We start from the raw sequence: 14,085 nt of genomic DNA on the forward strand, positions 1-14,085 counted from the left end.
AAGTTTCGTTAATATACAAAAAACTTATATATTTGCTATGGGAAAGGTAAGACCTAAGAAGCATGCGCCGCATACAGATATGACAGCGATGACTGACGTAGCGTTCTTACTACTGACGTTCTTTATCATGACGGCAACTTTTAAGTCGAATGAAGCGGAGATTACAACACCCTCTTCCATTTCGCAGATTAAAGTTCCTGATGATGACATTATGGTCATTAGTATTGACAAAGCGGGCAAAGTGTTCTTTGGAGTGGATGCAAAACCGGTAAGAGCAGCAATGCTTGAAAACATTGGTCAATCAAAAGGGATCACGTTCACTGAGACTGAGAAGGCAAAATTTGCATTGCAATCAAGCTTTGGATTTCCATTGAACCAATTGAAACCTTGGTTGAATATGTCGAAGGAGCAAATGCCGAATGTGAAGCAACCAGGTATCCCGGTTGACTCTACGGGGGCAAGTGAACTGGCTGACTGGGTTTATGCAGCTCGTAAAGCTAACAGTCAATTGAGGATCGCTTTGAAAGGTGACAATCTTTCCAAGTTCCCGGTTTTCAAGGACGTGTTGTCTAACTTACAGTCGCAGAACATTAACAAGTTCAACCTGATCACAGGTAGCGAACAAGCGCCTGCCGGCTACACGAACGATTAATTTTAATTAAAGAGATCATTTTAATAAGAAGAGAAAATGGCAGCAATTGAAGAATCCGGTGGTGGTGGGCATGGCAAAGGTGACGGTAAGGTTCGGGGCAAAAAGATGTCTACCCGTGTAGACATGACGCCAATGGTGGACTTGGGATTCTTGCTTATCACGTTTTTCATGCTAGCAACAACTATGTCGAAACCGACATCTATGACGCTGGCTGTTCCTGATAAGACGGATGAAAAAGACCAGGAAAAAACCGAACCGCTAAAAGCGTCAAAAGTGTTGACCCTGTTCATGGGAGCCAACGACGATGTATATTATCTGGATGGAGTAGCTGCGGATGACGATAAAGCAGAAGCATCTTTGAAAACAACCCGCTACGGGTTCGATTTGAGAAGTGTGATTTTCAACTCTGCTAAGCGTATCAATGCTGCAAATCCAAAGGATGAAAAAGGAAACGATCCTTTTGTTGTGGTAATCAAGCCAACGCCGGTTTCAACCTATAAAAACATGGTTGACGTATTGGACGAAATGGCCATTACCAAATCAAAGAGATATGCACTTGTAGAGACTCTGACAGATTCGGAGAAAAAGCTCTTGGGTGACAAAATCGTAGAAAAATAACAATTTAATCAAATCAAATTCAAAGCGCCATGGCAGAAATAGGCCCGAATGCTACACTGGATGATATAGTGTTTGCTGATCGAAATAAGGCGTACGGAGCATTTTCACTTCGTCAGGGCTATCGTGCCGATGTGACGAAGGCTACCATAATCGGAGCAGCTCTCTTTGTTCTTGCAATGTTTACACCGTCAATTATTAATAAACTGTCGGCTGGCGAGGAAGAAGAAGTAGCAATGGTTGAGGTGGATTTAATGAAAATACCACCGCCGCCAATTGATCCGGCAGAACCGCCACCACCGCCACCACCGCCGGTTGAACAACCTAAGGTGAACACGGTGAAGTTCTTGCCTCCTGAGGTTAAAAAGGATGAAGAAGTGCCTGAAGAGGTGCCGCCACCAACAGTAGAAGAAATTAAGGAAGCTGTTGTTGCAGATAAAACAGTTGAAGGAGATCCCAACGCGAACGAGATCATTGTTGCTCCCGAAGCAGTTGCGGCACCAAGCAAAGGAACAGTTGTAGAAGCAGCGCCAGAACCGGAAAAGGTTTTTACCGTTGTTGAGCAGCAGCCCGAGTTTCCAGGTGGTACTGCTGAAATGTACAAGTATTTAGGTAAAAATATCAAATACCCAAGTGCAGCTTCACGTGCCAACGTTTCAGGAAGGGTGTTTATGTCATTCGTAGTAAATACGGATGGTAGTATCCAAGATGTGGCTGTATTGAAAGGACTTGGTTTTGGTTGCGATGAAGAAGCTATCCGTGTTGTGAAAGCAATGCCGAAGTGGAAACCAGGTAAGCAATCAGGACGTGCAGTTCGTGTTAAGTACAACTTGCCAATCAATTTCCAGCTGGAGTAACTCATGAGGGAAAAACCATTGCATGAGAAGATCGGTGATCTAACCTCTGTGTTAATGGCTCTGACATACATAGGAGGAGGGGTCTTTTTAGTCCTCTCCTCCTTGTCATTTAGGTTGTTACCTGTTGGCAGTCTGGCAAGGAATGCTTTCGCTGGCACACTTATTTTGTACGGAGCTTATAGAGGTTACAGGGTTTGGAGAAGAAGAAATCAAAAAGAACTATGAAATTTTGGTCAGCCGGAATATTGCTCGGCACATCAGTAGCGTTTCTGAGCTTGCAAGGTTGCGGTGGTTCTAATGGTGATCTTGATAACCCGAGGCAGGGAACCATTACCGTTGCCTCAGACGAATCATTCAAGCCGATTGTTAATGCGCTAACCAATGCATACGAAGGAATTTACCCGAATACGCATTTTAAGCTAGAGTATAAGCCAGAGCAGGAAGCGATTCGTCAATTGCTTAACGATAGTGCCCGGATCATTTTCTCGACCAGGCAGTTAAGTGAGAAGGAGACAGAGCTCATTAAGAAGCAGAAAGGATCCCATAAGTTTCAGCACATTGCAACTGATGGGCTGGCGTTGGTAGTAAGCAAATCCAATACGGACAGCTTAATAACAATGCCCGAGATCAAGGCAATACTGGAAGGGAAAATTACGGATTGGTCTCAGTTGAAGGAAGGAAATCAAAAAGGGCCTATAACATTGGTGTTTGACAATGCCAATGCAAGCAACTTGAATTTCATTCTTAATAAATTTGGGATCAAGGACATTCAACGTTTGCGTATTACATCAGCTGGTTCTAACGAGAATGTAATCAAAGATATCAGGTCTAACCCACTTCATTTGGGTTTTATAGGCGTAAGCTGGATCAGCGAAGGGCATTCATTAGCAACAAGAGAATTGTCAAAAGGAATCAACGTATTGGGTGTTGCTCAAAAGGCTAATCCAGATTCTTTGTCGAACTATATTCAGCCCTTTCAAAGCGGACTTGAATTTAAAAGATATCCCCTCCACCGGGATTTATATATCATCAGCCGTGAAGGATATTCGGGATTGGGAGGCGGACTAATGACCTATATCGCACGGGATGTAGGAGGTTTAATAATTCAAAAAATGGGCTTATTGCCAACTGTACCTTACCCCAGGGAGCTTGAAATAACCACGGGGAAGAATTTTTAAGAAGTGTAATACAATTTAAGATTTGGGACTTGTTATTGGAAAGCCAAATTTTTTATCATTATTTTAACCGGGTAAAAAATGAACAGAAACATGAGAATGAAATTAGTAGCACTGGTAATTGGTTTATTAGCGTTTGTTAATTTACACGCACAAACGACGCAGGACGGCTTAGCATTGATCAACGGAGAACGTTACAATGAAGCAGGCGATTTATTCAAAAAACTCGCAGAAACAACGCCTTCTGCTGATAACCAATATTACCTTGGTTATTACTATATAAAAACCAATCAACTGGACGAGGCGCAAAAAGCCTTTGATAAAGGTCTTACGATTGATGATAAATCCTATTTGAATAAAGTAGGTCAGGGAACAGTTGCTCTTGCCAAAGGAGAAAAAGCAAAGGCGAAAGAGCTTTTCGACGAAGCAGAGAAGAAGAAGAAAAAAGATGCTGAGATTCTTTTCAGAATAGGTGAGGCTTACACGCTTTTCGAAAAAAACAACGATCCAGCTGAGGCGATCAGATTGCTAGATGAAGCTGTTAAAAGAGATAAAAATCTTGCTGACGCCTATCTTGCAAAAGGTGATGCATTAATGTTACGTAATGAAGGTGGTGCTGCTGTAACGGCCTACGAATATGCTTTGACAGCGAAACCGAACTACGCAACTGCTCACAACGCGATTGGTCAGATTTACCTTCGTGGTAAAAACTACAACCTGGCGCTAGAAAACTATAAAAAGGCAATTGAAGCAGATCCTAACTTTGCACCGGCATACAAAGACCTTGCGGAGTTGTACTTCTTGGCTCAGAAATACAAACAAGCTGCTGAAAACTTCGATTTGTATATCCAGAAAAGCGGAACTACTGATCCTGAAATGAAATTGCGTGCTGCTCAGTTTGCATTTACAGCTGACGATTATGCAAAATCATTGCAACTGCTTGAAGAGATCAAAGGGAAAATCAACAACCCGATCACATTGCGTATGTATGGCTGGTCTAACTTCAAGACTAACAAGCCGGACGAGGCTATCCAGAACTTGACTGAATTCATCAAAATCGCTCCTGATAAAGTAATTGGTGATGACTACAAATATCTGGGTCGTGCATACAACCAGAAAGTAACAGACGGAAAAGGATATGACTCGACCGGTGTTGCTTACATTTTGAAAGGTGCTGATATGGATACGAGCAAAGCAGAAGCTGCAACTGCATACAAAGAAGTTGCTGCACTGTATTATGCTGCAAAAGATTTCCCGAACGCTGCTGCAACCTTTGAAAAAGGTATCGCATTGGATACTGCAAAAGCAAGCGCGAATGACTATTACTACACTGGTTTATCTAACTTCCAGATGGCTACTGCAAAAGTGCTTCCAACTGCTGCAGATTCAAACTATGCAGACAGCGCGAAGATTTCTATGGAAAGACGTACATTATTCCTGAAAGCAGATTCGATCTTCGCGACTGTTACTCAGAAACTTCCTGACTGGCCATATGGATACTATTGGAGAGCAAGTACGCTTTACAATGCATATGACAGACAAGAAAACGTTGACAAGGGAATTTCTCAGCCTTACTATTTGAAATTGACTGAACTGGCTGAAAAAGATCCAGATCCAAGCAAATACAAGTCTTATTTGAAATTGGCATATGGCTATCTTGCATTCCACGCTCAAACTACATTGAAAGATGAAGCAAAGGCGAAGGAATATTGGGAGAAACTTCTAAAAGTGGATCCGGATAACATATCTGCAAAAGAAGCATTAGGATTAGCTACGCCAACAGCTGAAACGCAGCCAGCAGCAGGCGCAAAAGCTGGTGCGAAAACAAAAGCAGCAGCAACACCGAAGAAAAAATAATTCGGTTAGGTTATAACGAAAGAAGCCGCTTGGATATCCAAGCGGCTTCTTTCATTATAAAAATGTAAAAAATGCTAGCCTAATGAAGACAGGCGCGCAAAACAAGTATTGAGTACTGGTAGATGTACCGTTCCGTAATTATCGTAACACCATTGTCGTAATCTTTTTACCTCGGCTGGCATCAACATACGGATTGCTTTTCTAAGTTCTTTTTCAAACAATCTGCGGTCGAAACTAACTTTCTGCAGAATAATTTTTATGTATTCAAGCATGGAGGCCATAGTATTATGTAATTTTGTGGTTTAGGGAAGTGAATAATATGCATCAGAATTAAATTAAAAACGTCTGAGAGCGGCAATTCCTAATAAAGCTAACGAAAATATTTAATGAAATTATATGCGTTATTAAATATTATTTTGTGTTTTTCTGGTACGCTTCTGGCCCAGACTATTAATGATGCCTCTACCATTGAATTAGGATCCAAAAACTTATCATTGGATCAGCCTTTCCTCATATCGGTTGTGTTACGCGATGCAGAAACGCGGCCGGCGGTTATTTTTCCTGAAATAAATGGGTTGGAAAAAAGAAGCAAGTCAGCAACCAGTGCCATCAGCACGGTGGATGGCAAGAAAGTGGTGATACAAACCATCACACAGGAATACTTCGCAGCTAAGCCAGGGAACTACCTCATTCCCGCGTTCGTGATCACGATCAACAGCCTCAAATTAAAATCAGAAGAGACAATGGTTGTCTTTTCTCAGCAAGCAAGCCCGGGAGACGCTGTTTCCGTAGGCGTAAGCCCTACTTTTGAGGCGGATGTGGAAGATACAGGCGACGGGATTTTCCTATCCGTCCAGACGGATAAAAAGGCGGTTTTTATTAGGGAAGGATTTGCGTTGCGCATTTCTCTATACATTGCTGAGAATGCGCCGGTACAAATGGAATTTTACCGCTTCAATGAACAATTGCAATCTATCCTCAAACAATTACGGCCGGCAAATTGCTGGGAAGAGAACGTGGGCATTGAGGAAATTGTTAAACGTCGCATAACAATCAGAGGTCGCCGGTATACGGAATATAACATGTACCAGGCCCGGCTTTTCCCCATCACGACCGAAGACATTGTTTTTCCTTCCATCGCGCTGCAAATGCTTGTTATCGATAACAGCAAGGCAGTAAATGTGGAGCGGAAAGTGGTAAGGTCGTTCAGGTCCAACAAGGCGGCTATTGTCGTGCGCCAGTTGCCGGATCATCCGTTAAGGGATCAGGTTGCGGTGGGGCAGTATGCATTAAAGGAAAATCTGTCCAGCACGCTCGTTTATCCCGGCGAGAGCGTGCGTTACATGTTCAAGGTGGAAGGCGTTGGGAACATTGCCGCTATTCCGGCACCGACGATCCAATCCAACTCTACATTTGATATTTATCCGCCGGAAGTAAGTCAAATCATTAAAAGAAGCTACCAAAGTGTGGTAGGGGAGAAAACTTTCGATTACTTTGTTGTTCCCAGAAAGGACGGGGAATTTCCGCTAGGACGGTATTTTCAATGGGTGTATTTCAATTTGTCAAAAGCAAAGTATGATACATTGCGGTCCGCAAAGATGCTTTCTGTAAAGGGCGAGGACTATAAGCTTGCTAACTTATCACTGAGCGGCTCTTCCGGGCTGTACGACAACCTGGAAAGCCTTGATAGCAGCAAAGATTCAATAGATTATAAAAAGATTTTAAAAGACACCACCAACGGCATAGTAATTCTGCTATTGATCGCAATGGTTTGGGTATTCAGAAAGTAAATTTTTAATGGGAAGTACGTACGGTAAGATATTCAAAATAGCCACATTCGGCGAGTCGCACGGAGCAGGCATTGGTGTGATCATAGAAGGATGCCCGGCAGGCGTCAATTTCGACTCGGACTTTATACAAAGCGAGCTGACCAGGCGCAAGCCAGGACAGTCGAGAATTACCACGCAGCGGAAGGAAGCAGACGAATTTGAAGTGCTATCGGGAGTGTTTGAGGGCAAAACAACCGGCACACCCATTGCTCTGATCATCCGGAATGAAGATCAGCGCAGCAAAGACTATTCGCACATTGCTGCCCAGTTCCGTCCGTCACATGCGGATTACACGTATCAGGTGAAGTATGGCGTCCGCGATTACAGAGGCGGCGGCAGGAGCTCTGCGAGGGAGACTGCTGCAAGAGTTGCGGCTGGCGCACTGGCAAAGCTGCTCCTGGCTGATCTGGGCGTAAATATTCAATCCTACGTGTCACAGGTCGGGGCATTAAAACTCGAAAAATCGTATCAGGATCTCGATCTTTCAATAACAGAAACAAATGCCGTCCGTTGTCCTGATCCTGAAATGGCGCAGCAAATGTTCGATTACATTGACTCGGTAAGAAAGCAGGGAGATTCTGTGGGGGGCGTTGTGAATTGCGTGATTACAGGCGTTCCGGCTGGCTGGGGAGAGCCTGTGTTTGACAAGCTGCATGCGGAAATGGGAAAGGCCATGCTGAGCATTAATGCAGTGAAGGGATTTGAGTACGGCAGCGGCTTTGAAGGCGTAACATTGCTGGGTTCTCAGCATAACGATGCGTTTTTTATTGATGATGAAGACAAAGTCCACACCCGCACCAATCATTCAGGAGGTGTGCAAGGTGGGATTTCAAATGGTGAAGACATTTATTTCCGCGTAGCGTTTAAGCCGGTGGCAACCATTATGCAGGATCAGGAAAGCATTGATCAGCATGGGGATGTGGCTATTGTGCAGGGAAAGGGACGTCATGACCCTTGTGTGGTGCCGCGCGCCGTTCCGATTGTAGAGGCGATGGCAGCATTGGTACTAGCCGATTTTTACCTTCGTAACCGGTCCAGCAAAGTTTAAATCTTGTTGCGTTTGCGCCTTTGGTTCAGGCTCAGAACGAGCCAGATTGTTCCCAGGAATTCAATGGCCAGGGCGGTGAGGATAACAGGATTGCTGAATTTGTTTTGATCCGATCTTAGTGAGGCACCGACCGCAAGCAAAAGCATGCCGGTTAGCAGAATGAGCACAGCGTTTCTCAGGCTAAGTTTCACTGATGATATCGTTGGTACAACATTAGAATTCCATCATATGGACATTCCTACTCCAATTTAGAAATTCTATCACAACTTACAAACAAAAAAGGGCTCCTTGGAGCCCTTTTTTACTGCATATTAACTTAAATAACCTGCGTCTTACCAGGAACTGCAACCGGATAAAGTCCGTCAGGACCCGGAAGGATTTTTGGCGAAGCATCCCAGGCCAGTTTGTCCGGGAATAGGTTAATGTCTGAGTTGAATGCCTCATCCCATTTGATCATTTTGCCCGAATATGTAGCCATACGGCCCATAATGGCTGTCATTGTGCTTTTTGCGCCATTTTCTGCGTCAGCAAATTTGTATTCACCTTTTGCAATGGCCGCAAACAATTCGTCGTGTTCAACCTGATATGGGTTTTTATCACCTTTATCGTCGTGCTGATAAATCACGCCGCCTTTGTAATCTTTCAAAATGGTTTTCTTACCGTCAAAGCTGTCAATACGGCCTTTTGTTCCTACGAAAGCCTCATCAACCTTGTTCCATGTGCCTTCAAACTGACGGCATTGGCTGGAAATAACGGTTCCGTCGGCGTAAACAAGGTCAAGTGTATGGTGATCGAAGATCTCGCCATATGCTTTTCCAGTCCTTACTTCGCGACCGCCAGTTCCTTGAATTGAAACAGGGTAACCTTTTTTCACCCAGTTAGCGACGTCAATGTTGTGCACGTGCTGCTCCGAAATGTGGTCACCGCAAAGCCAGTTGAAATAATACCAGTTTCTCATTTGGTATTCCATTTCAGTTTGGTTTGGCTGGCGTTCTTTCATCCACGGGCTGCTGCCAACCCAGTAAACCTGCCCGCCTACGATATCACCAATTGCACCGTCATGAATGCGTTTGATCGCAGCCAGATAATTAGCCTGGTAATGGCGTTGCAGACCAACCACAACATTCAATTTCTTTTTCTTCGCTTCTTCGGCGATTTCAAGCACTTTACGAATTCCGGGAGCATCCGTAGCAACCGGCTTTTCCATGAAAATGTGCTTGTTGTTCTTCACCGCTTCTTCAAAATGCGAAGGACGGAAGCCCGGAGGAGTTGCCAGGATGACAACATCTACGTCTTTTAAAGCAATGGCTTTCTTGAATGCATCGAAACCTACAAACTTACGGTCGTCAGGAACATCAACTTTCAATTTTGTATCCACAACCGTTCCTGCTGCATTTTTGTATTTTTTCGCAGTCAGGTTCTTATATGATTCGTCCAGACGGTCCTTAAAAGCATCTGCCATGGCAACGATCTGCACATTTTGCGTTGTGCTCAATGCCTGCGCAGCCGCACCTGTTCCTCTTCCTCCGCAACCGATCAAAGCAACTTTGATCGTCTCATCCACCGCACTGTTAAAGCCATATCCGCGAACCGGATTCAACATTGCACCGCCCGCTGCAAACAGGCCGGTTGCTTTTAGAAAATCACGTCTATTTTGTTCCATTATGTTAAGAGTTTAATATGATCTCAATAATCTTCAATCAATTTTGGGCTGTAATAAGCATTTATCTCTTCCTGAGACGGTTGTTTCAGTGGCCTAACTACCCTGAAACCAACAAATGATGCACTTGTCATCCACCATTCGCTTTTTGGAAGCTGCGGATCCAGGATCTTCCATTCCGGTTTTGAAGCCGTGCGGGCCGCGCTGCGCAAGTCAGCAGGCTCATCGTCCCAAGAACCACCGCGAACGGCTGTTGGATAAAGCTCGGTAACCGGAGCGTATTTTTCGCCCGCAGGTTGTTTTGCATAATAATCAGGAATGTACTGATCCAATGTCCACTCCATCACATTGCCATGCATATCATGCAAGCCGAAAGCATTGGGTTTCTTTAACCCGATTTTCTTGTAAGCGGCATCACTGTTTTTACGATGCCATGCATATTCGTCTAATTTAGATTCGTCGGCTCCAAATGAGTAAGCTGTTTTTGAACCTGCGCGGCACGCGTATTCCCATTCAGCCTCAGTCGGTAATCTGTAAAAAACACCTGTTTTTTCATATAGCCATTTGCAAAAATGAATGGCTGCATATTGGGTCATGTTAATCGCCGGATATCCGGATCTTCCCATACCGAACGACATATCTACATAGGGAGGACTTGGGCGAGTGCTGGCATCGGTCTTCTGAACACTTTTGTCGGGATCAGGGTGACGTGCTGCCATTTCCTTTTCCATGTTTTTGAAAGCGTAAAGGTCATATATGTCCCAGTTCACTTCGGTTTTGCCCATCCAGAAGGGCTCGATCTTTACTTTGTGCTGCGGGCCTTCGTCCGGTCTGCGACCTTTTTCGGAATCAGGACTTCCCATCATAAACTCGCCGCCGGGAATCGCGACCATATCGTAGACTTGCGGGCTACCTCCTATTTTTTGCGTATAATTCTTAAAATTGGGGTCTTGTGCTGCTGCGGTGAAACAAATGAAAACGGTTGAGAATAGGAATAAAAATTGCTTGGACATGATTTAAAATGTGTTCTATGGAACCATATAACTAAATATAAAGAGCAATATTATGCTATTTACCCTTTCAAAACGAATTTTTTCTTTGTTGTTTGAGATCTGTCCTACCTTTGTAGGAATTGAATTTTACTTTGGATCATGAATTACCTTTCAGCAGAAAATATAGCAAAGTCATTTGGCGATCAGTGGCTTTTTAAAAACATCAATTTTGGAATCAGCAGGGGCGACAAGGTTGCGCTCATCGGAACGAACGGAACGGGCAAGACCACTTTCCTGAACATTCTGACGGGCAAAATCCCGGCGGATGAGGGAGAAGTGAGCATTAGGAAAGATATTCGGGTGGGCTACCTGGATCAAAGTCCGGCTTTTGATGAGAGCCTTTCGGTGATTGATGTGATTTTTTCTTCAAACAATCCTGTGGCGCAAGTTGTTAAGCGCTACGAGCATGCCATTGAAACCGACAACCACGACGAACTTGCCGAAGTGATGGAGGATATGGACAAGTTTAATGCATGGGATTTTGAATACCGGACCAAGGAAATCCTGGGTCGTCTTGGCATTCACCACACGGAGAATCTTTTCGGAACATTATCCGGCGGGCAGCGCAAGCGTGTGGCTATGGCGAAAGTCTTGCTGGAAGATCCTGATTTACTTATCCTGGATGAGCCTACCAACCATTTGGACCTGGATACGGTGGAATGGTTGGAAAATTACCTTAATACGTCCAATACAACGCTTTTGGTGGTAACCCACGACCGGTATTTCCTGGACACAGTTTGCAATCAAATGCTAGAACTGGATCACGGCTCAGCATATCCATATAAAGGAAACTACACTTACTTTCTCGAAAAAAAGGCGGAAAGAGAAGAAATGGAGGCTGCTGGCATCGATAAGGCGCGCAACTTAATGCGGAAGGAACTCGACTGGATCCGCCGTCAGCCCAAAGCACGCGGGACGAAGGCAAAATATCGTGTGGATGCATTTGAGGAATTAAAGGAGAAGGCAAGCCAGAAGAAGTTTGATACACAAATGGAACTGAATGTCCGCACTTCGAGACTGGGTAGCAAGATCATCGAGCTCGAAAATGTGAGCAAAGGATTTGGTGAAAGACAATTGATCAAAAACTTCGAATACACATTCAGGAAAGGCGACCGCATTGGTATTGTAGGCCAGAACGGGATGGGCAAGTCGACGCTCCTGAACATGATCACGGGCGAATTAATGCCGGATAAAGGTCAGATTGTTAAAGGGGAAACGGTTCAGTTTGGTTACTACAAGCAGTCTGATCTCGTTTTTAACGAAAATCAGCGGGTGATCGACATTGTTAAAGATGTTGCGGAGGTGGTGCAGCTGGGAACCGGTGAGACGGTTACGGTCGGACATTTGTTACAGGCTTTCCTCTTTTCGCCTTCCAAACAATATGATTTTATCTCAAAACTCAGCGGCGGTGAGAAACGCAGGTTGCAGCTGCTTTTAATATTGATCAAACAACCCAACTTCCTGATCCTGGATGAGCCGACGAATGATCTGGACATTGCGAGTTTGAATGTTTTAGAGGAGTTCTTATTAAACTTCCCAGGCTGCCTGGTAATCGTTTCCCACGACAGATATTTCCTCGACAGGCTTGTACAGCACATTTTTGTTTTTGAAGGAGAAGGGAAGATTAGTGATTTTCCGGGAAATTATACGGAGCTGCGTGAATATCAGGACGAACAGGAAGCTGAGAAAAAAGCTTCGGGAGGCAATGCAAATGCAGGCAAAAGCAATACAACCCACGTAATTCAACCCGTGAAGGAAACGGCAGCGGCCGTAGCGCCAACACCCGTTGCAGCTGCAACGCCAAAGCGCAAGCTGAGCTACAAAGAGCAGAAGGAAATGGAGCAGCTGGAAGCTGATATAGCCAAAATGGAAGAGCAGAAAACGGGTTTAGTTGCCAAATTGCACGCTGGTGGATCACACGCAGAATTAGCACAATGGTCTAAGCAAATCGAGGAATTAACCGAAAGTCAGGCTGATAAGGAGATGCGCTGGCTTGAACTATCTGAAAATGCTTAAATTTGGCAGCATTGTGATCCTCTGTTCCGATTAGCCGTTTAAATCCGCATTATGAATTCAATCACCGAGTTTTTTCAATATATCCTTAATTCCGAAGAGTTAATCCGCACAGGCGGCCTGCTGGTCATAACTTTCATCGTTTTTGCCGAAAACGGATTGTTCTTCGCCTTCTTCCTCCCTGGCGACTACCTGGTTTTTCTGGCTGGCGTTTTTTGCGGGACAGGCATACTGAGTGTTCCGATTGGAATTTTGCTGCTGTGTTTGTTTGGAGCCGCGGTAATAGGTTCGTTGGTTGGATATATTTTCGGAAAATACTTCGGTGATATGTTCGAAAACCGGCCGGATTCTTTCTTTTTTAAGAAAAAACACATTGAAACAACGCGGAAATATTTTGATAAATATGGAAGCAGGACATTGATTATCAGCCGTTTCCTTCCAATCGTCCGCACTTTCGCACCGATTTTGGCAGGCCTGGTAAAAATGACGGTTCCTGCGTTTATGATCAACAATGTTGCCGGCGGCGCAATCTGGATCGGGACGTTAACGGGTGGCGGTTACCTTTTCGGCGAGCGCTTTCCGTGGATCGTTGATTATGTGCAGTACATTATCATTTTCTTCCTCGCGATCACTACATTCACCGTAATCAAAGGATATCTGAATGCAAGAAAGGAAATGGGTTAATGCTCACTTCCCTTCTTCTTCGCTAAACCAGCCTGAATAGGTAATGTAATTATTGGCCGTCCGGTCAATGGCAGCATTCAGCTCCGTGGATACATCTTTCAGATATTTTGCCGGATTGCCCGCGTAAATTGTCCCCGGTGGGACTTTTGTTCCCTGTGTGACAATGGCGCCGGCAGCAACAATGGACCCGGTGCCGATCACAGCCCCATCCATTACAATGGCGCCCATCCCGATCAGCACGTGATCCTCAATCGTGCATCCGTGTACAATTGCATTATGCGCAACCGACACATAACTGCCAATAGTGGTCGCAAAACGCTGATAAGTACAGTGAATCACAGCGCCATCCTGAATATTGGAATAGTCACCAATCCGAATGCTGTTCACATCGCCGCGCACCACAGCATTAAACCAAACCGTGCAATGGCTGCCCATCACCACATCTCCTACAACAGTTGCGTTTTCAGCAAGCCAGCACGCTTCCCCGAAAGTGGGATTAAAGCCTCGCACAGATTTTATATATGGCATATTTTTCTTTTTTCGATTTGTGTAAAATAGGTAAACGAATCTTCCTTTTGTTGAATCTGGACAAAATTGTTGCCAAAAATTAAATATATTACGTTTTTGATCTTTAAGTCATGCC

Annotated in this window: 14 protein-coding genes; 9 read left to right on the forward strand and 5 right to left on the reverse strand. The window is 44.5% G+C overall.

Features of this window, described 5'->3' with window-relative positions; translation table 11 throughout:
• The first annotated feature begins 37 nt into the window (after positions 1-37).
• The 5 genes from LZG74_RS01190 to LZG74_RS01210 all read left to right on the forward strand — a co-directional run bounded on the left by LZG74_RS01190 (position 38) and on the right by LZG74_RS01210 (position 5,156).
• Entirely contained in the window at positions 38-652 is a 615-nt protein-coding gene (locus tag LZG74_RS01190) for a biopolymer transporter ExbD (protein ID WP_233794832.1), read from the forward strand.
• A 36-nt stretch (positions 653-688) separates the two neighbouring features.
• Positions 689-1,270, forward strand: a complete 582-nt coding sequence (locus LZG74_RS01195) for a biopolymer transporter ExbD (protein WP_026629394.1) — start codon at positions 689-691, stop codon at positions 1,268-1,270.
• Positions 1,271-1,299: 29 nt separating this feature from the next.
• Positions 1,300-2,124, forward strand: coding sequence for an energy transducer TonB (locus LZG74_RS01200; protein WP_233794833.1), 825 nt, complete (start codon positions 1,300-1,302; stop codon positions 2,122-2,124).
• Between the two features lie 221 nt (positions 2,125-2,345).
• On the forward strand, positions 2,346-3,302 hold the full coding sequence (locus LZG74_RS01205) for a substrate-binding domain-containing protein (RefSeq protein WP_233794834.1): 957 nt from the start codon (positions 2,346-2,348) through the stop codon (positions 3,300-3,302).
• 90 nt (positions 3,303-3,392) lie between these two features.
• The gene (locus tag LZG74_RS01210; protein WP_233794835.1) at positions 3,393-5,156 is read left to right on the forward strand and encodes a tetratricopeptide repeat protein; all 1,764 of its coding nucleotides are present in this window, start codon (positions 3,393-3,395) and stop codon (positions 5,154-5,156) included.
• 74 nt (positions 5,157-5,230) lie between these two features.
• Here LZG74_RS01210 and LZG74_RS01215 read toward each other — a convergent pair whose 3' ends face one another.
• On the reverse strand, positions 5,231-5,437 hold the full coding sequence (locus tag LZG74_RS01215) for a hypothetical protein (RefSeq protein WP_084439472.1): 207 nt from the start codon (positions 5,435-5,437) through the stop codon (positions 5,231-5,233).
• A 105-nt stretch (positions 5,438-5,542) separates the two neighbouring features.
• Here LZG74_RS01215 and LZG74_RS01220 point away from each other — a divergent pair, with 105 nt between their 5' ends.
• Positions 5,543-6,946, forward strand: coding sequence for a BatD family protein (locus LZG74_RS01220; protein WP_233794836.1), 1,404 nt, complete (start codon positions 5,543-5,545; stop codon positions 6,944-6,946).
• 7 nt (positions 6,947-6,953) lie between these two features.
• Complete coding sequence (aroC, locus tag LZG74_RS01225; RefSeq protein ID WP_233794837.1) at positions 6,954-8,033, forward strand: chorismate synthase; 1,080 nt, start codon at positions 6,954-6,956, stop codon at positions 8,031-8,033.
• Here the strand turns inward: aroC and LZG74_RS01230 are convergent.
• The 3 genes from LZG74_RS01230 to LZG74_RS01240 all read right to left on the reverse strand — a co-directional run bounded on the left by LZG74_RS01230 (position 8,030) and on the right by LZG74_RS01240 (position 10,706).
• Positions 8,030-8,224: a hypothetical protein gene (locus LZG74_RS01230; RefSeq protein WP_233794838.1), complete on the reverse strand. Its 195-nt coding sequence runs from the start codon at positions 8,222-8,224 to the stop codon at positions 8,030-8,032. The genes aroC and LZG74_RS01230 overlap by 4 nt on opposite strands.
• A 125-nt stretch (positions 8,225-8,349) precedes the next feature.
• Complete coding sequence (locus LZG74_RS01235) at positions 8,350-9,696, reverse strand: Gfo/Idh/MocA family protein (RefSeq protein WP_233794839.1); 1,347 nt, start codon at positions 9,694-9,696, stop codon at positions 8,350-8,352.
• Positions 9,697-9,719: 23 nt separating this feature from the next.
• Positions 9,720-10,706 carry a formylglycine-generating enzyme family protein gene (locus LZG74_RS01240; protein ID WP_233794840.1) on the reverse strand — a complete coding sequence of 329 codons (987 nt, stop codon included), beginning with the start codon at positions 10,704-10,706 and terminating at the stop codon, positions 9,720-9,722.
• Between the two features lie 138 nt (positions 10,707-10,844).
• On the opposite strand from LZG74_RS01240, the gene LZG74_RS01245 reads away from it, so the two are divergent.
• Entirely contained in the window at positions 10,845-12,761 is a 1,917-nt protein-coding gene (locus LZG74_RS01245; protein ID WP_233794841.1) for an ABC-F family ATP-binding cassette domain-containing protein, read from the forward strand.
• Between the two features lie 51 nt (positions 12,762-12,812).
• Complete coding sequence (locus LZG74_RS01250) at positions 12,813-13,442, forward strand: DedA family protein (protein WP_233794842.1); 630 nt, start codon at positions 12,813-12,815, stop codon at positions 13,440-13,442.
• A gap of 3 nt (positions 13,443-13,445) precedes the next feature.
• Here LZG74_RS01250 and LZG74_RS01255 read toward each other — a convergent pair whose 3' ends face one another.
• On the reverse strand, positions 13,446-13,970 hold the full coding sequence (locus LZG74_RS01255) for a gamma carbonic anhydrase family protein (protein ID WP_233794843.1): 525 nt from the start codon (positions 13,968-13,970) through the stop codon (positions 13,446-13,448).
• Positions 13,971-14,085 lie beyond the last annotated feature (115 nt).

This window comes from Dyadobacter sp. CY327 (assembly GCF_021390415.1).
In the GTDB taxonomy this organism is placed as follows: domain Bacteria; phylum Bacteroidota; class Bacteroidia; order Cytophagales; family Spirosomataceae; genus Dyadobacter; species Dyadobacter chenhuakuii.

Coding starts and splice junctions, on each gene's coding strand:
- LZG74_RS01190 (WP_233794832.1), top strand. CDS start 38: ATGGGAAAGGTAAGACCTAAGAAGCATGCGCCGCATACAGATATGACA.
- LZG74_RS01195 (WP_026629394.1), top strand. CDS start 689: ATGGCAGCAATTGAAGAATCCGGTGGTGGTGGGCATGGCAAAGGTGAC.
- LZG74_RS01200 (WP_233794833.1), top strand. CDS start 1,300: ATGGCAGAAATAGGCCCGAATGCTACACTGGATGATATAGTGTTTGCT.
- LZG74_RS01205 (WP_233794834.1), top strand. CDS start 2,346: ATGAAATTTTGGTCAGCCGGAATATTGCTCGGCACATCAGTAGCGTTT.
- LZG74_RS01210 (WP_233794835.1), top strand. CDS start 3,393: ATGAGAATGAAATTAGTAGCACTGGTAATTGGTTTATTAGCGTTTGTT.
- LZG74_RS01215 (WP_084439472.1), bottom strand. CDS start 5,437: ATGGCCTCCATGCTTGAATACATAAAAATTATTCTGCAGAAAGTTAGT.
- LZG74_RS01220 (WP_233794836.1), top strand. CDS start 5,543: ATGAAATTATATGCGTTATTAAATATTATTTTGTGTTTTTCTGGTACG.
- aroC (WP_233794837.1), top strand. CDS start 6,954: ATGGGAAGTACGTACGGTAAGATATTCAAAATAGCCACATTCGGCGAG.
- LZG74_RS01235 (WP_233794839.1), bottom strand. CDS start 9,696: ATGGAACAAAATAGACGTGATTTTCTAAAAGCAACCGGCCTGTTTGCA.
- LZG74_RS01240 (WP_233794840.1), bottom strand. CDS start 10,706: ATGTCCAAGCAATTTTTATTCCTATTCTCAACCGTTTTCATTTGTTTC.
- LZG74_RS01245 (WP_233794841.1), top strand. CDS start 10,845: ATGAATTACCTTTCAGCAGAAAATATAGCAAAGTCATTTGGCGATCAG.
- LZG74_RS01250 (WP_233794842.1), top strand. CDS start 12,813: ATGAATTCAATCACCGAGTTTTTTCAATATATCCTTAATTCCGAAGAG.
- LZG74_RS01255 (WP_233794843.1), bottom strand. CDS start 13,970: ATGCCATATATAAAATCTGTGCGAGGCTTTAATCCCACTTTCGGGGAA.